Here is a 25,530-nt window from a genome sequence, read left to right on the forward strand (position 1 = left end):
ATTAGTCCACTCTCCGTTGGACTGCTTTAATAATTACATCTAAATCAAATCCTCTATATTGTAAAAATCTAATCTGTTTTGCTTTAAGCTTTGGATCTTTTTCCACTTCTTCACCAAATTTTTTCACTTTGAGCTCATACGCTTGCTCTACCCAATCAATATCATGAATTTCATCTGCAATTAAATCATTTTCAAGCTGTTTAGTTTTTAAAGCTTGTTGAATGCGTTTTGGTCCTCTACCTTTACGAATTTGGCTAGCAAGCATTTGTTCAGCAACACGTTGATCACTTTGATAATTTTGTTCAGATAGCTCTTCAACGAGTTGCTTAACCTCTTCTGGGTTCTGAGCATAACGAGTCAATTTTTCAGTAAGTTCTGCTTTTGAATAGTCTCGGCGAGTCAGTAAAGCAAATGCATACGAGCGTAAACGCTGGCCAGTAAGCGGAGTTCGTTGTTGAGACTGTTCTTCAGTTCTTTTGAACATATTAGGATTCCCTTGTAAAAAACGCCCCGAAGGGCGTTTTATGAAGAATGAGCAATTAAGATTCTAATAAAAGATCAGCTTCTTCTTCATCTTCAACTTGAGCAGTATTAGTACCTGTTGTTAACAGTTGTTCACGGATATTACGTTCAATCTCTCCAGCCATTTGAGGGTTCTCTTCAAAGTGGCGAATAACATTGTTCTTACCTTGACCAATTTTATTACCTTGATATGAATACCAAGCACCTGCTTTTTGTACGATATCTTGTTGTACAGCTAAATCTACAAGTTCGCCTAGCTGGTTTGTGCCTTTACCATAGAGAATTTGGAAAAGAGCCTCTCTGAAAGGAGGAGCCATTTTGTTTTTAACAACTTTAACTCGAGTTTCAGAGCCGACGATCTCATCGCCTTCTTTTACTTGACCAATACGGCGGATATCTAAACGTACAGAAGCGTAGAACTTCAACGCGTTACCACCAGTCGTGGTTTCAGGGCTGCCAAACATTACCCCAATCTTCATACGAATCTGGTTAATGAAAATAACCATACAGTTTGAGCGTTTAGCATTACCAGTAATTTTACGCAGTGCCTGACTCATTAAGCGAGCTTGTAAGCCCATATGAGAGTCACCCATCTCACCTTCAATTTCTGCTTTAGGGGTAAGAGCAGCGACTGAGTCGACAACAATCATATCAATTGCGCCAGAACGAACTAGCATATCCGCAATTTCGAGAGCTTGTTCACCGTTATCAGGCTGCGATACAAGCAAGTTATCAATGTCTACACCGAGTTTACGCGCATATTGTGGATCTAATGCATGCTCTGCATCGATAAATGCACAAGTACCACCAGCTTTTTGACATTGCGCAATCGCTTGTAGAGTCATTGTGGTTTTACCAGAAGATTCTGGACCATAAATCTCGACAATACGGCCTTTTGGTAAACCGCCAATCCCCAATGCAATATCTAAAGTCAAAGAGCCTGTAGATACAGCTTCAACAGCTTGAACAGTGTTGTCACCGAGACGCATCACCGTATTTTTGCCAAATTGTTTCTCAATTTGACTTAGCGCGGCTTGTAATGCTTTGCTTTTATTCTCATCCATCTCAAAAACCTCAATACTCTATGTTCATCACGTTTAACCCAAGTGGATGCATTGAATCTCAACTTGTTTCACTAGGTTAATAGTGACAGATTTTTTCTATAGCTTCTATGTGTTGTATGTGTGTGTGCGACACAACTCGACGTTTTTATTCATCATCGTATGACCAATTTTGATCATTCTCCTGTTTAAACCGAATAATTTGTCGACGATCCTTTTTACCCGGTCTATGGTCAGGTCGAGCTAGATTATGCAATTTTCGTTGGGATGCAATCAACTCCCGTCTAGCAATACTCACTTCGGTTTCTTCATAAAGTTGCTGTGCAACTGGCGCTGGGCCACGTGTATTAGAAAGCGCTTTTATCACAACAGTTTTTTTATCAAAGCCTTGCTGAATAATAAGCTCCATTCCCACTCGAATTTCTTTGGAAACTTTTACACGTTCATTGTTGTGATGTACTTTACCTCCTTCGATTGCTGCTTTAGCAATTGAACGAGTTTTAAAAAAACGAGCAACCCATAACCATTTGTCAACACGCATGGTCTCTACAGCATCGTCTTCACGCAATTTTGACATCGTTATCCTTTCTATCAATTTGATTCAATATAGACAGCAACTCTGTAAGTCGATCTAGTGCTTTATATTCTAGTTCCTGATGCTGTCTTATAACATTTAGACTTGAGGGCTGTGAGATAGTAAACAAGTGTTTAATACCAAATTTTTCTGCTGTTTTTAACACGGGGGTCGTATCGTCAATAAAAATTGTTTCATCTGGATTGAAGGAGTGTAATCGTTGGAGTTCTTTCCAAAAATTAATATCTTCTTTTGCATAACCAACTTGTTCGCTTGATATGATTACGTCAAAAAAATGTTCGATTGCAATATTATCGAGTTTTAAGCGTAAGCTAGGACGGTCAGCATTAGTCACTAGCCAACAGGTGTATCCTAGTTCTTTAAGTTGCTGTAGAAGCTCAAGACAGCCCGAGCGTGCTTGGATTTTAGATTGAAATTCTTGCTGTAATTTGAGTACATCAACGCCTACTGTTTTTGTCCAATAGGTTGATGAATACCAAACAAGAGTGTGCCGATGTGATTGATAAAACTGATATAGCTTTTTTTTACTCTCGGCGAGGGGAATTTGATGTATTTGCGCATGTCTCATCGGGAGACATTCATTCCAAATGAAGTCATCAAAAGCTAAGTCTAATAGCGTACCATCCATGTCAAACATTATGATTTTAGACATATTTTTAAATATCTCCAAAATCATTCAAAGCAAACTTTCTAAGACACATCTACCATATATCCTTTTAAAATCATAAATTAATTCAAAGCTCCATCCATTAATTTTTCTAAAAATTGTATAGATTAATGGTATGGATAGGGAAGATAAATGGTTTGAAATTATAACGCGGAAGTTTGCAAAACAAAAAATAATAATGAAACAGTTTAGTAGAAAATTCTTCCTTTATTTTGAGTAAAACAATAGTCAGCATCTTCTAAATTAGAAATCCAAATTATTATCTAATCGTTTTCTCTAATTATAGTTACATACGATACTTTTTGATAAACAATATATAAATTGAAGAGTACTCAATTAGCGCTATATTGAAAATTATCCTAATAAGAATTTAGAGAAAGCAATGAAAATTGGATTTATTGGTGGAACCAATGACGGTATCGTAATCAATGCTGCCGATGGCCTCGATACTTATAAGCTTGAATGGCACTACAAAGCAGAAAAACACTGTGAATCGCAACCTACACTAGGGCTTAGTGGACCCGAGTATGATTATTACAACTTATTAATTCTAAGAAAAAATAAAGAGGCCAAACTCTTTTACGTACTGACTACAATGGAAAAAGAAGAAATAGCAAATAAAATCCATGAATATTGGGAACAGTCTACTTCTGTTGGGTATGATTTCGATGAGTAAGCATTTTTAAATTTTTAGTTGTCTAAAGGCGTAAGTTTTAACTTTAATCATAAATTGAATGAATAGTTAGTGATCTCATATAGCACATGCGCTCTTAATTCATGATGGAGGGGCACTTTGGGATGATCAAAGTTTTTAACTTTTTGCATTCCTATCCGCTCCATTACAGCTTGAGAAGGTGTATTAATAATGGCTGTGAACGAAACGATCTTATCTAAATTAAGTATATTAAAACCATAGTCTAAAACGGCTTTTGCTCCTTCGGTAGCATAACCTTGTTTCCAGAATTCTTTTGCAAGTCTCCAACCAATTTCGACACATGGAGAAAAATCAAATTGCTCAGGTTGGTTGTGTAAACCAATAAACCCGATAAATTGATGGCTTTCTTTTAATTCTACTGCCCAAAAGCCCCAACCATTTTCATCAATGAGACGTGAAATTTTCTGGATTAAGTTAAGGCTTTCTTGAGGTGTTAGAAGGCTTGGGAAAAATTGCATGACGTCTTGATCTAGGCCCATTTTGATAAAAGATTCAAAGTCACTTTCTTTCCATTGTCTTAGGATTAGACGTTCAGTTTCAATCATAGAATAACTCTTTAATAAGAAGGTTAAAGCGGTTTCTGCACAATCTTCTGTAAAATGATTTTGGAATTAATACTGACGACACCTTTAATTTTGTTTAAGGTATTAATGACAAAATGGGAAAACGAATTCAAATCTTTAGTCGCAACGTGTAAAACATAATTAGATTCGCCTGTAATAATATAAGCATTAATGACTTCATCAAAATTTTTGATCTGACTTAAAAAAAAGTTGTGATCGTTTTCGGTTAATTGTGCAAGTTTAATTTCGACAATTGCCTCAATTTTTATGCCTAATTTTTCATAATTGACTTTTGCCTGATATTTTTCAATTACTCCATTTGCCTCTAAAATTTTAACCCGTCGATGACAGGCCGATGCTGAAAGATTAACGAGATCGGCGAGTTCCTGGTTACTTAACCGCGCGTTATCTTGCAAATGCTTTAAGATTTTTAGATCGATTGCATCTACATTCATTTTAGAATTTCATCCGTATTTTTTAATTATATTTAGAATTTTATACGAAAATTAAAGATTTTAATCAAATATTATCGAATAAATTGTAAGAATTTCCGTGATAAAATTCAAAAACAAAGGAAATGTTGAAATAGGTGAAATAACAATGATTACTCATGAACAGTGTCTCTATTGGGATCAGGAAGATGAACTCAAAAAATTTAAAGAGGAATTTGCGCTTCCAAAAGAAGTGATTTATTTAGATGGTAATTCTTTAGGTGCGAGACCGAAGAAATCATTAGATGTCGCTCAGCATATTATTTCCCAAGAATGGGGAGAGGACTTAATTAATAGCTGGAACAAAGCAGATTGGTGGGGTTTACCTACTCGACTTGGCGATAAAGTAGCTAAACTTGTTGGTGCAGAGCAGGGTGAAGTTGTTATTTCTGACTCTACTACTCTGAACTTATTTAAAGTTCTATCAGCTGCGGTAAAAATTCAAGCCGAAAAATTTCCAGAACGTAAAATTATTGTGGCGGAAAAAGATGCTTTCCCAACAGACATTTATATTATTGAGGGTTTCATTGATTTAATTCACCAAGGTTATCAAGTTGAATTGATTGATGGCGTAGATGATTTATCACGTGTATTAGAAAAACATGTAGCAGTAGTTGTACTTTCTCATGTGAATTATCGGACCGGATATTTCTATGATATGGCATCTATTAATCAACAAATTCACTCTAAAGATGCTTTGATTATTTGGGATTTATGCCACTCAGTTGGTGCAGTTCCTATGGATCTAAACCAGAGTAATAGTGATTTTGCGATTGGATGTACTTATAAATATTTAAATGGTGGCCCTGGTTCTCCAGCTTTGTTATGGGTAAATCGAAAGCATCGTGACCAGTTTTGGCAACCTTTATCGGGTTGGTGGAGTCACAAGAAGCCATTCGATATGGCACAGCATTATGAGCCGGCCAATAGTATCCGTCGTTATCTATGTGGAACTCAGCCCATCATTTCTATGAGTTTGATTGAATGCGGCGTCGATATTTTCTTGCAAGTGGATATGCAACAAATACGCGAGAAATCACTCAAATTAACCGATTTGTTTATTCAACTCGTCCATCAGGAATGTGTACAGTTTGGTTTTGAACTTATTACACCTTTAAATCATCAATATCGTGGTAGCCATGTGAGTTATCGCCATGAATATGGCTATGAAATTATTCAGGCACTCATTGCCCGAGGCGTAATCGGCGATTACCGAGAGCCAGAAGTATTACGTTTTGGAATTACTCCCCTATACCTAGGTTTTGAAGATGTCTGGAATGCTGTACAGCATCTTAAGCAAATTATGCTGAATAACGAATGGAAAAATGAGCGTTATCTGGTTAGAGGCGAAGTGACCTGATATTCAGGAAATCAAAATCAGCAAAAGGCTAGGAGGGCCTATGAGTAGCTTTGACGAAATACAAAATAGAGAAGCGGGCTTACATAAGAAATTATCCGCAAAACAAATGGGAATGATTGCAATTGGTGGAGCGATTGGTACAGGGTTGTTTATGGGAAGCAAGTTTGCAATCAGCTTTGCTGGCCCAGCTGTCATTGTAAGCTATGCGATTGGTGGCTTAATTGCATTTGCTATCATGGCTTGTTTAGCTGAAATGACAGTTCAGCATCCCACTTCAGGTTCCTTCGGAGCCTATGCAGAACATTATATTAGTCCACTTGCTGGATTTTTAGTCCGTTATTGCTATTGGGCATGCATTGTATTAGCCGTGGGCACAGAAATCACAGCAGTTGCTGACTATATGAAATTATGGTTCCCACATGTTGGTTCTTGGATTTGGATTGCTTTTTTTTCAATGACCTTGCTGGTGGTAAATGCATATAGTGTTAAGGCTTTTGGATTGGTTGAATATTGGTTTTCGACCATTAAAGTTTTTGCCATTATTGTATTTATTCTTTTGTCTATTGGCATCTTGACTCAAAGTCATGAAGGAACTGGGCAAGTCGTTTCCAATTTAACAGAACATGGTGGCTTTTTTCCCCACGGCTTTAGTGGGGTCTGGATTGGAGTCATTATTTCAATATTTAGCTATTTAAGTATCGAAATGATTGCTGTTGCGGCAGGTGAAGCTAAAGATCCAGAAAAAGCTGTTAAAACAGCCTTTAAGAGTACGGCTATTCGGTTAATTCTGTTTTACTTATTGTCTTTATTTTTAATTGTAGCACTTGTTCCATGGACGGATTTAATTGGTTCTGAGGCGACTAGCCCTTTTGTAATGGTAATGAAGATTGTAGGTATTCCATATGCAGACAGTATTTTAAATTTCATTGTAATTGTCGCAGCTCTATCGGCGATGAACAGTATGCTCTATATCTCAACACGTATGTTGTTTAGCTTGTCACGAGCTGGTGACGCACCGAAACTCTTTGGGCGCATTAGTAGCAATGGTGTACCCGTTAACGCGCTGCTCTTGTCTGCTGTTGGTATTGGTATTGCGAGCATTGTCTATACGATTAATCCTGCTTCGGCTTTCCCGATTATGATTGCGCTATCCATGTTTGGAGCATTGTTTACGTGGGGCAGCATCTTTGTTACCCACATGTTTTTTAGAAGAAATATGGCGCAACAAGGTTTACAGTTAAAGTTTAAAGTTCCTGCTAGTCGGTTAATTTCTCTGTTGGGATTAATTGCAATTTTAAGTATCACGGTTACGACTTGGTTTACTAACGAATTTAAGTCAACTTTACAATTTGGTGTTCCTCTAATTATCATTCTTACTTTTTTCTATTATTTAAAACGCTCATCAGCCAAGCTCTCTTTAAGTGCCCATGAAGAATCATTAAAGTGAGAAAAGCATGAGAGAATATGATAATGCGACGACAGTGCCTAATGAGGATGAGATACTGACTGACTTTCAGCTAAGAAGCTTGGTGAGTTATCAAAAATATAGACATATCCGAGATATTCAATATGGTATTCATCCCAGATCAACGTTGGATTTATTTCCTGTAGAACAGGCGAATAAAACCATTATTTTTATCCATGGTGGATATTGGCAGTGGTGTGATAAATCAGATTTTGCATTTGTCGCTCCCCATGTTTTAGCGCAAGGTGTCCAATGTATTTTGTTGGAATATGATTTGGCACCACAGAGTAAAATTGCAGATATTGTGGCGCAAGTTCATCAAGCTCTCGATTTCATTGCAGAGCAAGAGTGGATAACTGATGAGGTTGAGTTGGTTGGCCACTCAGCTGGAGCACATCTTGGCGCATTAGTTGTAAGCCATCCGCTCATATCTGAGATGGCCTTATTAAGTGGAATTTATGATTTAGAGCCAATACAAAAGACTCATTTAAATCATGCGCTGAATTTGACAAAAGAAGATATTTTGAAATATAGCCCAATTCATCATAAAGAGCAGATTGACACCCCATGCACAATTTTATGTGGAGAACTTGAACTCGAAGAATTGAAATGGCAAAGCCAAAATTATTTTGAAAGTAAAAAAGATCAAGAACAGAGGTTGATATCTTTTAAGCTTATTTCTCACATTAATCACTATACGATTTTAGAGTATTATTTTAGGCATATATTAAGTTAAGTATTTGAAAAATAATATATGCAATATTGTTTTATAAAATTCTTAACCTAAGCCGATCATAAGATGAATGTGAGATAAATCACAACTTATCCTGATTTTTACAGAAAGTGTGAGTTGTTCTTGACCTGAATATAGAACTTAATTAGATTAAAAAGATAGTGCTTTCTCACTAAGCGACAAATTGCTTAGCTGTTGTTTAGATGAGTTTTGAAGTCCGTAGCTTCCCAAGATACGGACTTTTTTATTTTTTAATTATAAGTAAAATATTATAATTATTTTGAATGATATTTAATTCTATTAAAAACTATTTTAAATTTTATCCAATTCTTTAATATTTGATGAGTGTTATAAATATAATTTAAAAAACATCTTCATCAATTTGTAATATCTCTTGGTTAAAGTAAAAGCAGAAAAACAAAAAGAGAAAAATATAACGAATAATTAAATAATAGGTAGTGTTCTTATGTGGATAGATTGAGTCGGCTCTATGGGTTGGCTTTTTTATTTAAAAAGGAGCCTTTATGAAAGTACAATATTTTGAGGGTGGGATGTATGTACATATGTGTCCGGCTTGTGGGCATCTCCACTATATTCCGGTAGAGCATCCCTTTTCTAATGGGAGTCAGTGGTTCTTTAATGGTAGTCTTGAAAAACCAACATTTAATCCGAGCATAAGTATTATTGGGCGTTGTTATTATTTTATAGAAGAAGGTTTTATTGAATACTCTCTTAATTGTAAACATCATTTAGCGGGACAGAAATTGGAGTTGCCTGAACTAAAAATCAAGAATAATTTATAATTACATAATATATTTATATTTTTTTGAAGTAATATTTTTTACGTATTTGATACTGAACCTTTATAGTTAAAAAAATTGTAAACCTATTCTGATTGCTGATTTATTTAAAGTCTGAAATAATTTTTATAAATAATTGTTTTATTATATTTTTATGGATATCTGGAAATTTTTGCGAAGTTTTAATACAGTTGGTACCTATCTTGCACTTTCTACTTTTATATTATTGGTAATGATTATATATTTTTATATTATAAATCCTTCTTGAAGTTTTATAGTCAAGAATAATAATTAATCTTTAAACCCAAACCTATAATTCTCTGATTTTTAGAATTGGTTCACATTTTTGATCTAAAAAAGATACTAGCGTTGTACAAAACAAAGTTTTATGAAAATATGATTTAGTTTTGATGTAGGGAGAGGCCAATCAAAATTTCTTACCAAAAATGTTTTAATTCTTAAATATAACGACAGTACAAATCATAACAACGATGTATGAATAAAAGATATGGAGATTTTTCATGAAGTTTTGCCAAGTATCGGCTGCTTTCTTAACATTGGCCGCCGTCAATCTAGTCCATGCAGCACCAAACACAACAATCTCTTTACTAGATTCTTCTCAAGCAAAGGGAATTATTAAAAACCAATATATTGTTATTCTCAATAAAGATGCTGGTCCATCTATAGATTTCGCTCAGAATATTGCTAAGCAACATGGCGCTAAGGTCTTACAGTCGTATGACACTGTACTTAAGGGTTTCGCAATTTATTTACCCGATACAGCGGCTACTGCTTTTGTCGAAGCAATGAAAAAAAATCCGCAAGTACTTTCTATAGAAAACGATATAGTCATGAAAATTGATGCCACTACTCAGAGTAATCCGGATTGGGGACTAGATCGTATTGACCAAAAAGCTTTACCTTTAAATTCTGCTTATTCATATTTACAGACGGGTTCTGGCACGACAGCTTATATTGTTGATACAGGTATATTGTCTAGCCATCAACAATTTTCTGGGCGGGTATTAAGCGGGTATACCGCAATATCGGATGGGAATGGTACAAGCGACTGTAATGGGCATGGTACACATGTCGCAGGTACGGTTGGCGGAAGTACCTATGGTGTTGCTAAGAATGTAAATTTGGTTCCAATTCGGATTTTAGGATGTGATGGCTCTGGTGCATCTAGTAATGTGATTGCTGGTTTAGATTGGATATTAAAAAATGGTAAAAAACCGGCTGTTGTGAATATGTCATTAGGTGGGGATGCGAGTACCTCTTTAGATAGTGCAGTTGAAAATTTATTTGATAATGGTTATGTAATGGTCGTGGCTGCTGGAAACTCAAATACTGATGCTTGCAGTGCATCACCTGCAAGAGTAAGTAAAGCACTTACAGTTGCTGCTACAGATAATACTGATACGCGAGCCAGCTATTCTAATTATGGAAGCTGTGTTGACATCTTTGCACCCGGAAGCCAAATTAATTCTTCTTGGATAGGCAGTAATACGGCTACTAAAATTCTAAATGGAACATCGATGGCTACGCCACATGTTGCAGGTGTCGTTGCTGAAATGCTGCAAAGCACGCCCACTGCGGCACCACAAACCATCTCTACTAATCTTTTAAATCAAGCAAGTAGTAATGTGGTAAAAAATCCATCTGGTAGTCCAAATCGTTTGTTGTATAAATCTCCTTCATAAAACATGTAATCTGTAGATCGTAAAAAGGTCCCGAAGGACCTTTTTTAAATTTTAGCGTGAGTACCATATTTATCAATCATGATTGAACTGGCTTCATTTAAGCCGCGTACAGTAACTTTTATGCCATTTTTTTGAAATTTATTGATGGCCGAATCAAGCATTGCTACGGAAGTTACATCCCAAATATGTGAGTGTGTAAGATCAATAATGACTTCTTTTACATCTTCCTTAAAGTTAAATCCTTGCATAAACATTTCAGAAGAACTAAAAAATATTTGTCCTCTTAAATCATACACACGCATTTCACCTTCAAAGGACGTATTTACATGAATATCATTTTCAAGTTTATTGGCTAAGAATAACGCGGAAAGTAAAACACCGGTTAATACGCCTAGTGCTAGGTTATGGGTAGCCACAACAACAATGACAGTTGCAATCATAACGACATTGCTACTTTTAGGATTCGCTTTAAAGTGAATAAGCGATTTCCACTCAAAAGTACTGATTGACACCATAATCATGACAGCAACTAGAGCTGCCATAGGAATCACCTTTAACCAATCACTTAAAAATACAACTAAAATCAGTAAAAATATTCCTGCACAAAAAGTAGATAAACGTGTGCGACCACCAGATTTTACATTAATCATTGATTGGCCAATCATGGCACAACCGGCCATTCCTCCCATAAAGCCTGAGGCAATATTGGCAATCCCTTGACCTTTACACTCTTGGAATTTATCGCTTGGAGTATCTGTCATTTCATCAACAATTGTTGCTGTCATCATCGATTCAAGTAAGCCGACAGCCGCAAGGGCTAATGAGTAGGGAAGAATAATAAGCAGTGTTTCTAAATTAAAAGGAATATCTGGAATTAAAAATATAGGTAAGGTATCTGGTAGTGAACCCATATCACCAACCGTTCGAACATCAATACCTAGAAAAATGGCAAGTAGTGTAATGACGACAATACAAATAAGAGGTGAAGGAAAAAACTTTCCAATTTTGGGTACATAAGGGAATAGGTAAATAATTGCTAAACCAATTGCTACCAATAAGTAAACATGCCACGTCACGTTTACCAATTCTGGGAGTTGGGCCATAAAAATGAGTATGGCGAGGGCATTAACAAACCCAATAACGACCGATTTGGAAACAAAACGCATGAGTTTGGCGAGTTTGAAGTATCCAGCTAAGATCTGTATGACACCAGTTAAAACAGTTGCTGCAAATAGGTATTGAAGTCCATGGTCCTTTACCAGTGTAGTCATGACTAGAGCCATGGCACCCGTAGCTGCCGAAATCATAGCGGGACGACCACCTACAAATGAAATAATGACTGCAATACAAAAAGACGCGTATAACCCAACTTTCGGGTCTACACCCGCAATAATTGAAAATGCAATTGCTTCAGGAATTAAAGCAAGACCAACAACAAGACCGGAAAGAATATCTGCACGGACATTAGAGAACCATTGTTCTCGGACATTCGTTAACATGAGGGGGATAGCCTATAGTTCTAAATTTTGAAAAGGCTAGTGATGTGATATATCAACACAAGCGACTACACCACATCACTAAACAGTGATGAGTTATTTACAATGGGTAAGGGTAAATAAACTTAAGGTGGCGTAAGTGTCATGGTAATAGAGAATTTGAGGCTTTAAAAAGTGGCCGAAGAATAGCATAAGTTTTTAAGGTTGACTAACCTGAGCTTAGGAAGTTTGCATAGCAAAAACCTTATAATTGAATGCTTTTCATCATTGGGTTTATGAAATTTTTTTAAGAAAGGATATTGATTTGCATTCATGGTTAATAGCGATATTGTGCTAACTTTAGAAGAGCATTTCAAAAAACATTAAGATATAAAATTAATTGAGCATGTATAAAAATATATCAAACTTAGCTTTAAGTTACTCATCTTAAAAAGACTTTGTGAGAGTGTTCATCCATTTTTAATAGCTACTTTTATGCAACAGAGCCTTTCAGAAATTTAGATTTTAATAGATTCGTTATTCATCATAATACAAATCATATAGAGAACTCCTACAAACCCTTTATTAACGGTTTAAAAATTCTCGGAAAATTTTGACAATTTATAAGGTGGACATATGAATAAACATTTATTGGCTAAAATTACTTTATTAGGTGCTGCTCAGCTACTTACGCTCAATCCAGCATTTGCTGATGTCCCTCTTACTCCATCTCAATTTGCTAAAGCGAAAACAGAAAGCTTTGATAAGAAAGTTCTTCTATCTAATTTAAATAAGCCACATGCTTTGTTGTGGGGACCTGATAATCAAATTTGGTTAACGGAGCGGGCAACAGGTAAGATTCTAAGAGTGAATCCAGAGTCGGGCAGTGTAAAAACAATTTTTCAGGTTCCTGAGATTGTAAATGATGCCGATGGACAAAACGGTTTATTGGGTTTTGCCTTTCATCCTGACTTTAAAAATAATCCTTATATCTATGTTTCAGGTACATTTAAAAATCCGAAATCTACAGATAAAGAATTACCCAATCAAACTATTATCCGTCGATATACTTATAACAAAGCAACAGATACTCTTGAGAAACCAGTAGATTTATTGGCAGGATTACCTTCATCGAAAGACCATCAGTCGGGTCGTCTTGTCATTGGTCCAGACCAAAAGATTTACTATACGATTGGTGATCAGGGACGTAACCAGCTTGCTTATTTATTCTTACCAAATCAAGCACAGTATACGCCGACTCAACAGGAACTGAGCGGCAAAGACTATCATACCTATATGGGTAAAGTATTACGCTTAAATCTGGATGGAAGTATTCCAAAAGATAATCCAAGTTTTAATGGTGTAATTAGCCATATTTATACGCTCGGTCATCGTAACCCACAGGGCTTGGCATTTACTCCAAATGGTAAACTGTTGCAATCTGAACAGGGTCCAAACTCTGACGATGAAATTAATCTGATTGTTAAAGGTGGTAACTATGGCTGGCCAAATGTAGCGGGTTATAAAGATGACAGTGGTTATGCCTATGCAAATTATTCGGCAGCAACCAATAAGTCACAAATTAAAGATTTAGGACAAAATGGTTTAAAAGTGGCAGCTGGCGTTCCAGTGACTAAAGAGTCTGAATGGACTGGTAAAAACTTTGTACCGCCATTAAAAACTTTATATACCGTCCAAGATACCTATAACTATAATGACCCAACCTGTGGGGATATGACCTACATTTGCTGGCCAACGGTTGCACCGTCATCTGCTTATGTCTATAAGGGAGGCAAAAAAGCAATTTCTGGTTGGGAAAATACATTATTGGTTCCATCTTTAAAGCGCGGTGTTATTTTCCGTATTAAGCTAGATCCAACTTACAGTGCTACTTATGATGATGCTGTGCCGATGTTTAAGAGCAACAATCGTTATCGTGACGTGATTGCAAGTCCAGATGGAAATGTTTTATATGTATTGACTGATACTTCCGGAAATGTCCAAAAAGATGATGGTTCTGTAACGAATACATTAGAAAACCCAGGATCTCTGATTAGATTTACATATAAAGCTCAGTAAAATAGGCTATTAAAAAACCGATCTTCATAAGATCGGTTTTTTTTCAGCTTCAGAAAAACTATTCGGTTACGACTAATACCGGTAAATGAATTTCTCCTAAAAGAGCTTGAGTCACACTTCCTAAGAAGAACTTTTTAAACCCTTTTCGACCATGAGAACCAATGACTAACAAATCTGCTTTGAGTTCGGTCGCTGCTTTAATAATTTCTGTGTGGATTGTTTGACCCTCAACAATTTTTGTCTCAACATAAATTCCATGTTGGCTAAATTGTTCTTTTGCTTGGTCTAAAATACCCTGAATCGATGCTCTAGCTTTATTAAAATAATCCTGTGCTAATTCTGTACTATCAATGAATTCTACAGAAATGAAAGGATCTATAGTAAGCGCATATACTAGGGTCACTTTACTACCAAAGGCCTTAGCAAGTGCTGCTGCATGATTGACAGCAATGAGTGAAGTAGGAGAACCATCGACTGGAACCAAGATATGGTGATAACTCATATATTGCTCCTTATTGTCCTATGACAATGTATGGTGTTAAAACACCGACTTATTATCTTTATGCTTATATTATGAACAATTTTTAAAAAGTTATTGTTTATTTTTAGTATGAATAGAGGCGAGAAAGTTTATTAAAGATTCTATCTTAAAGCATTGTAATGACTTTCTAAGTAGGGTTGATTCTGTTTGAGAATTGAAATGACTTGATTAGCATCTATAGCGGACTCAAACAAGAATCCTTGACCTATACTATATCCAAATTGTCGAAGTAGTTCTTCTTGTTCTGGAGTTTCAATTCCTTCTGCAATGAGCCCTAGTGATAAATTTGGAGCGAGTAAACCAATTGCTTGGACAATCGCATAAATTGATGGGTCATGTTGCATCTTTTGTATAAAACTACAATCTACTTTTAAGCTGTCAATTGGATAATCGCGAATATGGGTGAGCGATGAAAAACCAGTACCAAAGTCGTCTAATGCAATACTTACGCCATGCTGCTTTAATTTATTAAGTGCTCGGATCACATATTCTGAACCTCGATCGCCAAGCATATGTTCGGTGACTTCTACTTCAATATAATGTGTCGGTATTTGAAATTGATTGATCTTTTTCAAAAGCTTTTCAGCATAGTTGTCTCTTAAGAACTCAACTGGGGCAGCATTGAGCGAAACAGGAAGAGGTTTAATACCAAGATCTATCCATTTGGCGATGTCACGTAAAACTTGATGTTGCATAGTTTCACCGATCTTACTCGCTAAATTATAATCTTTAAAAGCCTCTGCAATTTGTGCAGGGTAACCTCTTTGAGCTGAAGTAGTATGCCATCGTAATAGAGCTTCAAAACCTACAACACGATGAGTTCTTAAATCTACTTTGGGCTGGTAGTAGGGCTGGATGGTATGATGGCGAATAAGCTGGCGTGCTAAATTAAGTTGAGATGCGACTGTTTCGGTCATTTGCATCATGCATGGATTATACATACGAATACCACCACGACCACGCGCTTTTAAGTCATGCAATGCCATATCAGCACAACTTAATAAACCTGACTGGTCTACGGCATCTTGAGGATAAATCGCACAACCAATACTCATACCACCATTGAGCACATTGCCTAAATAGGTAATAGGTTGATTTAGCTGCTGAAGTAAAATTGCGGCTAGGTCACGCACATCGTTTTCAGATTTAAGGTTATTAATAATAACCGCAAACTCATCTCCACCCAGTCTTGCGACAAAGCATCTTTCATCATCAACACAATGACTAAACCGTTTGGATAAAACTTTTAAAAGATGATCGCCTGCGCTATGCCCTAAAGTGTCATTAATATGTTTAAAATGATCAAGATCAATTAATAGTAAACCCACACTTGTTTGACTATCTTTTGAATATGCAAGGGTTCGTTTAAGTTGAAATTTAAATGAGCGCCGATTACATAAACCGGTCAGGTCATCTCTTTCACTCATATTTCTAAGCTGATTTTCTGTCAAATGCTGTTGAGTAACGTTACGTGATACACAAAGTATTTGTCCGATTTCACCATTTTCCCGATGAATCGGGGTCAGCATATTATCCCAATATTCTGGGTCCTGATCTGGTAAACAGCTCATTCCAGCAAATCTGGCAACTTTGCCTTGAAGGGCTTTTTTTAGAGCGACGCGTCCACGTTTACGAATATGAGGTGGCAAAAGCTCAAGCCATTTCATTCCAAATTCTGTTTCATCAACAGGAACGCCTAAAGCGAGGCATCCTGATTTATTCATATGAGAAACTGTGCCATCAACATTTAATACTTTAATGCAATCAACACTGATGTCTAACATTTGATTTTGTATTTCAATATTCTTTTGCAAGTTTTGTTGTTCTTGAATATCGTGATCAATATCTAAAAAGCTGACATACCATTCACTGGCTAAAGAAGAGCCGCGATATTTGGAGGCTTGAATAGAAAGTTTGCACCATCTATATTGATTGCCACTTTGTAAAAGTCGGCATTTTAGTTCTATTCTTTTTTGCAGGCGAATTGCTTCGAGCCATCTATTTTTGACTTCATCTAAATCGACAGGAGATATAAAATCTAACCATTGCTGAGGTAATGGAGAAAAAGTATCCTGCCAATATTCTGTACACTCTACATTGCAATATAATATCAAGCCATTTTCATCACTTACCCATGTTGGTAGTGGAATTTGCTCAACAATAAAATGCTTTTGGGTGTTGTTCGACATTGAAGTCATAACATGCCTAGAAAGATTGTATGGGGTTAATCTATTTATAAGTCATTATTGTAATCTTTCTGTAGTAATCAAAACAGCAATAAATAAATTTAAACTGTCTTTTTTTTGAACTAAAATTGAGGTGTTAAATATATTATATACTTAATATTTAATTTATGTTTTTGTTATTTATTGATTTTTATCTGTGTTAAGTTAAAAAAAAGATTTATGCTTATTTTTGTAAAAAACTTATTAAAACAGAAACTTATAATTGTCTTTAGAAACCTATCTTAATAAAACTAATGAAAATAAATTATAAAATGATGAGAAGTAAATTGTGATGATTAAAATTTTAATAACTCAAATTTTAACCATAATATATCAAGAAGGGTGGGTTTAAAAAATTCTAGATAAATACAATAACCACCATTAAGTTTACAAAAGTAATATAAAATAAAGGCTTATATTATCGTAAAATTCTTTTTATCAAGAAGGATATATATTTCCTTTTTGTGCATTTTATAGCCTACATTTTCCCCAAGATGTAGGTTTTTTTTTATTCCTAATTTTTGATTTTATAATTTCAAACTATTAAAAATAAAAAAAAGCCAAATGGCTTTTTTATACAGTTTCAGGTTTTTTCAACTCTTGTTGAATGTAAAGATTCATATAGTATTGTTCAATATAATCATCTGCATAGTTGTTTGCTAAGGTTTTGGTTGCCACTTGTTCATGTTTTAAATAGCAGTTTGATTCGAGGTCTTTTTCAAGTACCCACCATTGACGGTTAATACGGCGCACTTGAAACTTGTCACTTTTGTATTTTCTTTTAGCCATTTTCAAAAATTTGCTATTCAGTTATTGAAAGAGAATTTCTACTGGAGTTAAGAGCTCAAGTCAACACATGAGAAGTTAATTGATTATTTTATGTAGGGTATTGTTTCTATCAATGCTTAAACGAGGCATTAAAATAGAAAAAGCTCTCTTGAAGAGAGCTTAGTTATTGCTGACGAGTAAAACATCTATTCCATTTTTAACGAGAAAGATTTTTTAAAAGCAATTTTAAACTTTCCATCATTTTTTCTAATTGCAATGGAGTGATACCTTCGAATGATTGCTCGAGTACTACGCTGGTTAGATCATTAATCTTATTGATCATTTCAGTACCTTTTTCTGTAAGTACCACGCGGGTGATTCGACCATCAGTCTGACAAGAATAAGTTTCAACTAAACCTTCATCTTTTAAACGATAGACAATTTTAGTCGTCGTCGACATTTTTGAAATAATCATGTCTGAAAGTTCAGAAACACTCGCATGGGGCTTACTGCTTAAAGCCAACATAATGCGTCTACGTGAGTTATCTAAACCATATTTTTTTAAAGCATTATCAATATTTTGTACATACTGAGCATGTACTTGAGTAATCCAATAATATGGAAAATCTTCAAGAGTAAAAGATTCTGTTGTAGGTAAAAAACGCGCATACTTCTTTGTCATTGACTTTTCCCCATACCTTGGTGGATCGCATTTCTGGTGAACTATCTTTAATAGTTGAAAAATATAGTTTCATCAAGCAAGTTATAGCAGGACTTTACTTGCTGAGCAAAATTTATATAGCTAAATTTAACAATGACATGGTTTAGTTACCCTTGTCTTGATAAACATCCCTATACTTTGCACAAACTACAAATACTTTTCTTCTATAGTCAAAGTTTGTTGAAAATTAATGTGACTTGATAAGTCATAGCCATTAATTCCTTAAAATCTTTGAACAGATATACAAGATTGCATCTAGGCTTACTTGATCGTTAATTAAACGATATTGGCTTGCAAACGCATCGTAGAAAAAAAATTATGATTTGACCGTGGCATTGAACGAGATAGTTTTTGTCTCTAAAGTCATAACTATGAAAAATCAAGATATTTAAATATAAAATATTTATTAATATCAATATCTTAATTTGTTTTTTTGTTGGTGAAATTTACCATACATTTAACATGAATCATCTATTATTTAGCAAAATAAAATGGGTTTATTTAACAAATTATTGATTATATTATATAAAATTAAAAAACTAGTTGAATGATGAGCGTTATAAATTTAGTTTTTTGTCTATAAATTATATTTTTAATAACTATTACTTAAGAAATTGCTTAATTGTTGCTCTAATAAATTGTATTTTAATTGTTATTTTTTGTTTCATTTATTATAGTTCGCATTCCAATAATTACTGATAAATCTTTTGGTTTCATGATGAAAAAATTATTACTTACTTCTTTGATTGCTTTAACTTTGGGAATAAATGGTTGTGCAACTATTGTTTCAGGTTCTTCGCAAACACTGACTTTTACTAGTGTGCCTGAGTCTGCAACAATTGAGATTAAAAATCGTAAAGGTGTGAAAATCCATACTGGGCAAACACCAGCAACAGTAAGTTTGAAAAAGGGGGCGGGCTATTTCAAACCTGAAAGTTATCAGGTAACTTTTAGTAAGGCTGGTTATCAAAGCAAAACCGTAGAAGTTACCGGAACATTGAGTGGTTGGTATTTTGGTAATATTCTTTTTGGTGGTTTAATCGGGATTTTAATTGTAGATCCTGCAACAGGTGCTATGTTTAAATTAGCTCCAAAAGATATAAATACAGTTTTAGAATCTCAGAATTTATCTGCTAAATCGCAAAAAGAGCCAACTTTAACTGTTATGTTAGCAGAAGAAGTACCTGCACAGATTATGGCAAGAGCTACTCAGATTAAGTGATATAAGCACTATTAAAACAGATTGTTGAATAGTATTTAATTTTAAAAAAGGGAGAATTAATATTCTCCCTTTTTTATTATGCAGTGGTCACAATTTTTTCTTCTACTTTTTTCTTAACGATTGCATAGCTTATTCCTGTAACAATACTACCAGCAGCAATTGCAGCAAGGTAGAGCCAAGCATGATTAATTGCATTGGGAATTAAAAGAACAAATACACCGCCGTGAGGAGTAACTAACTCGCAGTGGAATAGTGCAACAAGTGCTCCAGTCACTGCACCACCTAAAATACAAGTTGGAATAACGCGCATTGGGTCTTTAGCTGCAAAAGGAATAGCACCCTCGGAAATAAAACATAACCCTAATACGAAAGCAGCTTTTCCGGCATCTTTCTCTCCTGTACTAAATTTATTTTTAGCCACGAAAGTTGCAATGGCCATACCAATAGCAGGGACCATGCCACCCGCCATTGTTGCTGCCATAGGCATATAGGTATTTGTTGTCAGTAATCCGACAGTAAAAGCGTAGGCTGCCTTATTGATTGGGCCACCTAAATCGATACACATCATGCTTGCTAATATAATTCCCATTAACACAGCATTTGTTGTACCCATATTATTTAGGAAGTCTTTCATGAGCTCGAAAATATGTGCTACAGGCTGTCCAACCACATAGAACATAATAAGGCCAACAAATAATGTACCTAATAAAGGAATAATTAAAATCGGTTTAAGTGCTTCTAGACTAGTAGGAAGCTTGAGTTTTTTTGCAATAAAAAGTGCGATATAGCCCGCAAGGAAACCTGAAACGATGCCGCCTAAAAAGCCTGCTTGTAATTGAGAGGCGAGTAAGCCGCCGATTAAGCCAGGTGCGAGGCCAGGGCGATCAGCAATGGAGTAGGCAATATAACCCGATAACATCGGGACCATGAGCATAAATGCAGCGGCCCCAATTTGTTTTAATATGGCTGGTAAACTGCCTGCTTGCTCAGCAGCATTTAGGCCAAAGCATAGGGATAGGGCAATTAGAAGACCACCAGCCACTACCATAGGTAACATATAAGAAACACCTGTTAAGAGATGTTTATATACGCCAACTTTTTCGGTTTTATCCTTGTTCTCTGCTGATGTTTGTTGCTTACCTTGATCTAAAACTTGTGCATTACTAATCGCTTCAGCAAAAGCTTTATCTGTTTGCTTTAATGCAAAACCAGTACCGCATCGGTAAACATGCTTGCCCACAAAACGGTCTGTATTAACTTCAATATCAGTAGCAAGAATCACGATGTCCGCTTCAGCAATAGCTTGGGCTGATAAAATATTTTTTGCACCAACGGAACCTTGTGTTTCTACTTCAATATCATAACCAAGTTTTTCTGCACCTTGTTGTAATGCTTCAGCAGCCATAAAGGTATGGGCAACACCTGTCGGGCACGCAGTGATTGCAACAAATTTAGTCGCTTTATTTGGCGATGGCGTATTATCACTCTGCCAATCTTGAGCTGGCTTTAAATGATCTAAGCCAGCTTGGAAAGCTGAATGAGCATCATTTTTGATTTCTTCAATGCTAATTAAAGATAAAGGGTGTGTACCAAAAATATTAAGATTTTTCGGACGTTGTCCAATAACAATGATTTGATCAAAGTTTTGATTTTCTTCGAATTCATCGAGCGAAATTATATTATTTTCGTAACCCTGTTGGGATGCTACCTGTGCAAGCTTTCGAGCTAAAATCAAAGCATTGACTTGCTGTTGCGGACTATTAATGACAAATAATAAATGTTTAGCAGTTGGCATCAGATTCGCTCAATGAATTGATTGTAGTTTGGGCTTTTAATTGGTTTAGCATTTCAGCATTTGGAATACGAAAGCCAATTTGTGTTACAGCATGGCTCGCAATTGCTGTAGCCGTTTTCAATGTTTCTTCGGCAGAGAAGTTATTTATTAGGCCATGAATCATCCCTGCTAAAAGAGAGTCGCCCGCACCAACGGTACTTTTAACGATCACTTTAGGGGCTTGGGCATGTAGTGGATGTGTTTCATGTAGCCAGTTTACACCGTCTTCACCCATCGAAATAACGACATGCTCAATTTTAGCTAAGTTTTTAAAAAGCTTTTTTTGCTCGACATAGGTCGTGGCAGGAAGCTGATAGCTTTCTACTAACTCATCGGTGTTTGGTTTAATCATCCAGGGTTGGCATTCAATTGCAGCGACTAACGCTTTACCACTTGTATCAAGGGCAACTTTTTTACCATGTTTTTGAATGAGCTTAATAAGCTTTTGAAACTCATCAATACTAAAACCTTGTGGAAGACTACCAGCAATAGCAACGACTTCTACTTGCGGCAAAATCATTTCGATTTTTTGGAATAGATTCTTTTTATCTAGTTCAGATACTAAAAATCCTTTTCCATTTAAATCGGTCATACGACCGGAATGTTCAGCAATTTTTATATTCTGGCGCGTCTCACCCTCAATATAAATAAATTCAGATTGAAATTGAACTTGCTCAAAATGTGTATCAAAAATCTGTCGATTACTACTTCCTAGAAAACCGGAAACAATAACATTATGTCCTAAATCTTTTAAAACTTGTGCAACATTAAGCCCTTTTCCAGCAGCATGAATCTCTACAGATTCTTGGCGATTTACTTCACCTATCTGCAACTCATTGAGTTGTATCGTGACATCAATTGCAGGATTTAAAGTAATTGTTAAAATTTTAGCCATTACCATTCCTAATCTTTACAGTTCTTGTTCGGATAACTGACGTACAGCAGGGGCGCTATCACATTCAAGTGCGCGCTGTGCAAGTATTTGAGCTTGGCTGTAGTTTAGTGTACGAATCTGTGCTTTTACCAAGGCAATACTATTCGGTGACATACTGAGTTCATCTACACCTAATCCCATAAGAATAGGTACAGCTTTTGGATCAGCTGCTAGTTCACCGCATATTCCTACCCATTTGCCATGTTTGTGTGCAGCTTTTACTGTTTGATCAATCAATTGCAAAATACTTGGATGCAGACCATCTGCTTCAGCAGAGAGGATAGGATGGCCACGGTCAATGGCTAAGGTATATTGAGTTAAGTCATTTGTTCCAATACTGAAAAAGTCTACTTCTTGCGCAAGGATAGGTGCAAGTAATGCAGCAGAAGGAACTTCTATCATAATGCCAACTTGTAAATTCGCACATGTATATTCAGCTTTTACTTCATCAAGTATTGCTTTAGCTGCACGCCATTCTTCTACACGGCCAATCATTGGGAACATGATTCTTAAAGGGCGATCATCTGCGGCTTTAAGCAAAGCAGTAAGTTGTTGACGCAATAGCTCTGGCCGTCTTAAGGTTAAGCGAATGCCTCTTAGTCCTAAAAACGGGTTTTCTTCTTCTGCAATTGGTAGGTAAGGCAGAGGTTTATCGCCTCCTACATCTAAAGTGCGTACTACGAGAGGGCGACCAGCAAGTGCATCTAAGACAACCCGATAATCTGCTTCTTGGGCTGCCTCATTTGGGGCGCTGCTATGAGCCATAAAAACAAGCTCTGTTCTAAGTAGGCCAATTGCTTCCGCGCCACATTCTACTGCGTGGGCTGTAGCTTGAACTTTTCCTAAATTGGCTGCAATTTCGATTTGGTGTTGATCTAGAGTAATCGCAGGTTCTTGGCAGTGGCGTTCAGCTTCTTCACGAATTTTTTGTTGAAGCTCACGTTCCTGTTTTGCATTTTCGATTTGTTGAGCAGTTGGATCTAAAACGAAAGCTCCCGTGTCTCCATTAATTAGAAGAGAGCTTTTCTGCTCAATATCTAATACTTGATCACCAGCACCAACAATTGCAGGAATACCTAAAGCACGCGCAACAATAGCACTATGGGCACTAGCACCGCCAACAGCTGTTAAAATACCAGCAACACGATCTTTATTGAGGCGAGCCACATCACTTGGTCCCACATCATACATAATTAGGATATAAGGCTCTTTAGGTTCTTCGATGATAACTTCACCACAGAGTTGAGCCAAAACTCGATCCCCAATATCACGTAAGTCTGTAGCACGCTCAGCCAGTAAACGGTCTGGTAAAGCCGCTTGCTCTTTAGCTGCTGCTTCAATATGTTCATGCCAAGCAGCAGGGGCAGAAAGATTTAAGTTAATCTTTTGATAAACACCATTAATGAGATCGGGGTCATCAAGCATTTCCAAATGTGCTTGGAATATTTGCTTAATTTCAGAAGCTTCAGATTTCGCAATAACTTGGTGAATATTATTTTTAACTGCATGAAGAGCAATATCAAGTTTCTCTTTCTCAGCTTTAACACTTAAACCTATACGTTCATATTGATAAACTTTAGGTTTAATGACATGTACTGGGCCAAAAGCTAAACCACTAGAAGCCGGAATACCTGTATTTGTACTCAATGTTTTCGGTAATGATGTTACGGTTTGAGGTGTTTGATCTTCTTTGGTATCTGAAGAGAGTAGCGGTTCAATTTCTTCCCCTAAGCCTTGTTGTACTGCCAAAATCACTTTATCTAAGGCTTCTACTGCATCTGTTCCTGGTTCAGCAATGAAACGTAAAGTTTGGCCGCGTTTACATCCTAAAGCCAATAAGCGGGTCAAACTCTTAGCTGAGACAAAACTACCTTCATCTACTGCAACTTGAATATCGCCTTGAAAAGTTTTTGTTAAGTTAACTAAATGAGTCGCGGGTCTGGCATGTAATCCATGTGCATTGGCCAATACAACTGAACGGTTTGGCCAATCGGGAATCACTTCCGCACCAATAATTTTAGCAATTTCATTTGGTGCTTGGGTTTGATCTAATTGTGCAACTTGTTCTGGATTAAATAAAATATCAATCAGCCGATTAAATCTTTGGCTATCTAACTGATCATTTGCAGCAACACAGACTAAAGTATTTAGTTTCTGCCCATTTAAATCTAAGGGATGACGTGGTTTTACAATACTAATAGCTGGTTGTTGAACAAACTGATTACTAGAGACAGACCAGATCTGGTCTTGCAATTGAATGACTTGCTCTGGATCTAGAGAACTTAAGAAACCGCATTTTACGAAATTCTGTTTTTTAAGGACTTGAGTTGCTGCCCAAAACAAATCTTCAATATCCTGAGCTTCAATTTCAGTTTGAATTAAATTTTCATGTAGTGTTAAAGATAATGGTTGAGCTTGTAATAGTTCAATAATTTGCTCAGGTTTTGATGCATTTTTTACTTGTTCACTTACATCGTGCATTAACGCTCTAGTTAATATTTGTAATACTTGTAAATGTTCATCGGATTTTGCTGCAATAACAACAGCTAAATAAATCGTATTTTCCCCATCCCATATTATTCCTTCTGGAAAATGGGCTAAACGAATACCAGTTTTTAAAATAAATTCTCGTGACTGAGGCGTCCCATGTGGGATTGCAATTCCTTGGCCTAAATAGGTCGCACTTTGCTGCTCACGGTTGATAAGTCCTGTTATATAGTCAGGAGTAACCAACCCATCTTTCACTAATATATCTACTAGACACTGTAATGCATGTTGTTTATCAACAGCATGTTGATTCATATGAATATGTTGAGGCTCTAGTGCTAGCATAATTATCCTTGAACAATTTCTTTGGCTTTAGCTAAAACAGAAAAAAAGAAGCTGTTTGTATTAAAATAGGTTAGTTTAACCGTTTTTAAACAACAGCTTCAGATAAATTACCATAGCAGAACTTTAAAGCTATATCGACGTATTTACGTAAAAAAATGCTCGTTTTTAATACAAAGAAGTGAATGTCGAATATATTTTACTTTCTTGTGATAACTATAAATTTA

The 25,530-nt window shown here is 36.0% G+C and carries 23 protein-coding genes; 9 read left to right on the top strand and 14 right to left on the bottom strand.

Annotated features, from left to right (window positions below; all coding sequences use genetic code 11):
- Position 1: 1 nt before the first annotated feature.
- The 4 genes from RMB03_RS06040 to RMB03_RS06055 all read right to left on the bottom strand — a co-directional run bounded on the left by RMB03_RS06040 (position 2) and on the right by RMB03_RS06055 (position 2,830).
- Positions 2–484 (bottom strand): regulatory protein RecX, encoded by a 483-nt coding sequence (locus RMB03_RS06040; RefSeq protein ID WP_133746769.1) that lies wholly within the window; start codon positions 482–484, stop codon positions 2–4.
- Between the two features lie 55 nt (positions 485–539).
- Positions 540–1,586, bottom strand: a complete 1,047-nt coding sequence (recA, locus tag RMB03_RS06045) for a recombinase RecA (RefSeq protein WP_005040004.1) — start codon at positions 1,584–1,586, stop codon at positions 540–542.
- A gap of 145 nt (positions 1,587–1,731) precedes the next feature.
- Positions 1,732–2,160, bottom strand: coding sequence for an RNA-binding S4 domain-containing protein (locus RMB03_RS06050; protein WP_045431059.1), 429 nt, complete (start codon positions 2,158–2,160; stop codon positions 1,732–1,734).
- Positions 2,144–2,830 carry an HAD-IA family hydrolase gene (locus RMB03_RS06055; protein WP_270902199.1) on the bottom strand — a complete coding sequence of 229 codons (687 nt, stop codon included), beginning with the start codon at positions 2,828–2,830 and terminating at the stop codon, positions 2,144–2,146. Before RMB03_RS06055 ends, RMB03_RS06050 begins: the two co-directional genes overlap by 17 nt.
- 397 nt (positions 2,831–3,227) lie before the next feature.
- Here RMB03_RS06055 and RMB03_RS06060 point away from each other — a divergent pair, with 397 nt between their 5' ends.
- Positions 3,228–3,521, top strand: coding sequence for a hypothetical protein (locus tag RMB03_RS06060; RefSeq protein WP_045431062.1), 294 nt, complete (start codon positions 3,228–3,230; stop codon positions 3,519–3,521).
- 47 nt (positions 3,522–3,568) lie between these two features.
- Here RMB03_RS06060 and RMB03_RS06065 read toward each other — a convergent pair whose 3' ends face one another.
- Together RMB03_RS06065 and gigD are read right to left on the bottom strand one after the other, a co-directional pair.
- A complete protein-coding gene (locus RMB03_RS06065) occupies positions 3,569–4,105 on the bottom strand; it encodes a GNAT family N-acetyltransferase (protein WP_311074663.1) in 537 nt (178 codons plus the stop codon).
- A 23-nt stretch (positions 4,106–4,128) separates the two neighbouring features.
- The gene (gigD, locus tag RMB03_RS06070; RefSeq protein WP_017392227.1) at positions 4,129–4,578 is read right to left on the bottom strand and encodes an Lrp/AsnC family transcriptional regulator GigD; all 450 of its coding nucleotides are present in this window, start codon (positions 4,576–4,578) and stop codon (positions 4,129–4,131) included.
- A gap of 145 nt (positions 4,579–4,723) precedes the next feature.
- Between gigD and kynU the strand changes: the two genes are divergently transcribed.
- The 6 genes from kynU to RMB03_RS06100 all read left to right on the top strand — a co-directional run bounded on the left by kynU (position 4,724) and on the right by RMB03_RS06100 (position 10,675).
- Positions 4,724–5,974 (top strand): kynureninase, encoded by a 1,251-nt coding sequence (gene kynU / locus RMB03_RS06075; RefSeq protein WP_311074666.1) that lies wholly within the window; start codon positions 4,724–4,726, stop codon positions 5,972–5,974.
- A gap of 40 nt (positions 5,975–6,014) precedes the next feature.
- Positions 6,015–7,421 (top strand): amino acid permease, encoded by a 1,407-nt coding sequence (locus tag RMB03_RS06080; protein WP_311074668.1) that lies wholly within the window; start codon positions 6,015–6,017, stop codon positions 7,419–7,421.
- Between the two features lie 7 nt (positions 7,422–7,428).
- A complete protein-coding gene (locus RMB03_RS06085; RefSeq protein WP_311074670.1) occupies positions 7,429–8,175 on the top strand; it encodes an alpha/beta hydrolase in 747 nt (248 codons plus the stop codon).
- A 521-nt stretch (positions 8,176–8,696) separates the two neighbouring features.
- A complete protein-coding gene (locus RMB03_RS06090) occupies positions 8,697–8,975 on the top strand; it encodes a DUF6527 family protein (protein WP_056480589.1) in 279 nt (92 codons plus the stop codon).
- Positions 8,976–9,126: 151 nt separating this feature from the next.
- Positions 9,127–9,240: a hypothetical protein gene (locus RMB03_RS06095; protein WP_227558541.1), complete on the top strand. Its 114-nt coding sequence runs from the start codon at positions 9,127–9,129 to the stop codon at positions 9,238–9,240.
- A gap of 253 nt (positions 9,241–9,493) precedes the next feature.
- A complete protein-coding gene (locus RMB03_RS06100; protein ID WP_311074673.1) occupies positions 9,494–10,675 on the top strand; it encodes a S8 family peptidase in 1,182 nt (393 codons plus the stop codon).
- A gap of 44 nt (positions 10,676–10,719) precedes the next feature.
- Here RMB03_RS06100 and RMB03_RS06105 read toward each other — a convergent pair whose 3' ends face one another.
- Complete coding sequence (locus tag RMB03_RS06105) at positions 10,720–12,174, bottom strand: SulP family inorganic anion transporter (protein ID WP_311074674.1); 1,455 nt, start codon at positions 12,172–12,174, stop codon at positions 10,720–10,722.
- 612 nt (positions 12,175–12,786) lie between these two features.
- On the opposite strand from RMB03_RS06105, the gene RMB03_RS06115 reads away from it, so the two are divergent.
- Entirely contained in the window at positions 12,787–14,229 is a 1,443-nt protein-coding gene (locus RMB03_RS06115; protein WP_311074676.1) for a glucose/sorbosone family PQQ-dependent dehydrogenase, read from the top strand.
- A 58-nt stretch (positions 14,230–14,287) separates the two neighbouring features.
- Here RMB03_RS06115 and RMB03_RS06120 read toward each other — a convergent pair whose 3' ends face one another.
- The 4 genes from RMB03_RS06120 to RMB03_RS06135 all read right to left on the bottom strand — a co-directional run bounded on the left by RMB03_RS06120 (position 14,288) and on the right by RMB03_RS06135 (position 18,445).
- On the bottom strand, positions 14,288–14,731 hold the full coding sequence (locus RMB03_RS06120; protein WP_005040033.1) for a universal stress protein: 444 nt from the start codon (positions 14,729–14,731) through the stop codon (positions 14,288–14,290).
- Positions 14,732–14,871: 140 nt separating this feature from the next.
- Complete coding sequence (locus tag RMB03_RS06125; protein WP_311074678.1) at positions 14,872–16,968, bottom strand: EAL domain-containing protein; 2,097 nt, start codon at positions 16,966–16,968, stop codon at positions 14,872–14,874.
- A 600-nt stretch (positions 16,969–17,568) separates the two neighbouring features.
- Complete coding sequence (locus RMB03_RS06130; RefSeq protein ID WP_003652142.1) at positions 17,569–17,784, bottom strand: hypothetical protein; 216 nt, start codon at positions 17,782–17,784, stop codon at positions 17,569–17,571.
- 196 nt (positions 17,785–17,980) lie between these two features.
- Positions 17,981–18,445, bottom strand: a complete 465-nt coding sequence (locus RMB03_RS06135) for a MarR family winged helix-turn-helix transcriptional regulator (RefSeq protein ID WP_002121027.1) — start codon at positions 18,443–18,445, stop codon at positions 17,981–17,983.
- A 757-nt stretch (positions 18,446–19,202) separates the two neighbouring features.
- Between RMB03_RS06135 and RMB03_RS06140 the strand changes: the two genes are divergently transcribed.
- On the top strand, positions 19,203–19,706 hold the full coding sequence (locus tag RMB03_RS06140) for a hypothetical protein (protein WP_205470185.1): 504 nt from the start codon (positions 19,203–19,205) through the stop codon (positions 19,704–19,706).
- A gap of 76 nt (positions 19,707–19,782) precedes the next feature.
- Here RMB03_RS06140 and RMB03_RS06145 read toward each other — a convergent pair whose 3' ends face one another.
- Genes RMB03_RS06145 through ptsP form a run of 3 tightly spaced genes read right to left on the bottom strand, consistent with a single transcriptional unit; the run spans position 19,783 to position 25,306 of the window.
- On the bottom strand, positions 19,783–21,501 hold the full coding sequence (locus RMB03_RS06145) for a fructose-specific PTS transporter subunit EIIC (RefSeq protein ID WP_311074683.1): 1,719 nt from the start codon (positions 21,499–21,501) through the stop codon (positions 19,783–19,785).
- Complete coding sequence (gene pfkB, locus RMB03_RS06150) at positions 21,488–22,435, bottom strand: 1-phosphofructokinase (protein WP_311074685.1); 948 nt, start codon at positions 22,433–22,435, stop codon at positions 21,488–21,490. Before pfkB ends, RMB03_RS06145 begins: the two co-directional genes overlap by 14 nt.
- A 15-nt stretch (positions 22,436–22,450) precedes the next feature.
- Positions 22,451–25,306, bottom strand: coding sequence for a phosphoenolpyruvate--protein phosphotransferase (gene ptsP, locus RMB03_RS06155; RefSeq protein WP_311074687.1), 2,856 nt, complete (start codon positions 25,304–25,306; stop codon positions 22,451–22,453).
- Between the last annotated feature and the right edge of the window lie 224 nt (positions 25,307–25,530).

It is taken from the genome of Acinetobacter sp. V91_7, from assembly GCF_031799075.1.
Lineage (GTDB): Bacteria > Pseudomonadota > Gammaproteobacteria > Pseudomonadales > Moraxellaceae > Acinetobacter > Acinetobacter calcoaceticus.

Bases quoted from the DNA above. Each gene is read 5' to 3' on its own strand.
- RMB03_RS06100 (WP_311074673.1), top strand. From the start codon at position 9,494: ATGAAGTTTTGCCAAGTATCGGCTGCTTTCTTAACATTGGCCGCCGTC.
- gigD (WP_017392227.1), bottom strand. From the start codon at position 4,578: ATGAATGTAGATGCAATCGATCTAAAAATCTTAAAGCATTTGCAAGAT.
- RMB03_RS06080 (WP_311074668.1), top strand. From the start codon at position 6,015: ATGAGTAGCTTTGACGAAATACAAAATAGAGAAGCGGGCTTACATAAG.
- RMB03_RS06135 (WP_002121027.1), bottom strand. From the start codon at position 18,445: ATGACAAAGAAGTATGCGCGTTTTTTACCTACAACAGAATCTTTTACT.
- RMB03_RS06125 (WP_311074678.1), bottom strand. From the start codon at position 16,968: ATGACTTCAATGTCGAACAACACCCAAAAGCATTTTATTGTTGAGCAA.
- RMB03_RS06105 (WP_311074674.1), bottom strand. From the start codon at position 12,174: ATGTTAACGAATGTCCGAGAACAATGGTTCTCTAATGTCCGTGCAGAT.
- RMB03_RS06120 (WP_005040033.1), bottom strand. From the start codon at position 14,731: ATGAGTTATCACCATATCTTGGTTCCAGTCGATGGTTCTCCTACTTCA.
- RMB03_RS06095 (WP_227558541.1), top strand. From the start codon at position 9,127: ATGGATATCTGGAAATTTTTGCGAAGTTTTAATACAGTTGGTACCTAT.
- RMB03_RS06040 (WP_133746769.1), bottom strand. From the start codon at position 484: ATGTTCAAAAGAACTGAAGAACAGTCTCAACAACGAACTCCGCTTACT.
- kynU (WP_311074666.1), top strand. From the start codon at position 4,724: ATGATTACTCATGAACAGTGTCTCTATTGGGATCAGGAAGATGAACTC.
- RMB03_RS06090 (WP_056480589.1), top strand. From the start codon at position 8,697: ATGAAAGTACAATATTTTGAGGGTGGGATGTATGTACATATGTGTCCG.
- RMB03_RS06085 (WP_311074670.1), top strand. From the start codon at position 7,429: ATGAGAGAATATGATAATGCGACGACAGTGCCTAATGAGGATGAGATA.
- RMB03_RS06060 (WP_045431062.1), top strand. From the start codon at position 3,228: ATGAAAATTGGATTTATTGGTGGAACCAATGACGGTATCGTAATCAAT.
- pfkB (WP_311074685.1), bottom strand. From the start codon at position 22,435: ATGGCTAAAATTTTAACAATTACTTTAAATCCTGCAATTGATGTCACG.
- ptsP (WP_311074687.1), bottom strand. From the start codon at position 25,306: ATGCTAGCACTAGAGCCTCAACATATTCATATGAATCAACATGCTGTT.
- RMB03_RS06140 (WP_205470185.1), top strand. From the start codon at position 19,203: ATGAAAAAATTATTACTTACTTCTTTGATTGCTTTAACTTTGGGAATA.
- RMB03_RS06065 (WP_311074663.1), bottom strand. From the start codon at position 4,105: ATGATTGAAACTGAACGTCTAATCCTAAGACAATGGAAAGAAAGTGAC.
- recA (WP_005040004.1), bottom strand. From the start codon at position 1,586: ATGGATGAGAATAAAAGCAAAGCATTACAAGCCGCGCTAAGTCAAATT.
- RMB03_RS06130 (WP_003652142.1), bottom strand. From the start codon at position 17,784: ATGGCTAAAAGAAAATACAAAAGTGACAAGTTTCAAGTGCGCCGTATT.
- RMB03_RS06050 (WP_045431059.1), bottom strand. From the start codon at position 2,160: ATGTCAAAATTGCGTGAAGACGATGCTGTAGAGACCATGCGTGTTGAC.
- RMB03_RS06055 (WP_270902199.1), bottom strand. From the start codon at position 2,830: ATGTCTAAAATCATAATGTTTGACATGGATGGTACGCTATTAGACTTA.
- RMB03_RS06145 (WP_311074683.1), bottom strand. From the start codon at position 21,501: ATGCCAACTGCTAAACATTTATTATTTGTCATTAATAGTCCGCAACAG.
- RMB03_RS06115 (WP_311074676.1), top strand. From the start codon at position 12,787: ATGAATAAACATTTATTGGCTAAAATTACTTTATTAGGTGCTGCTCAG.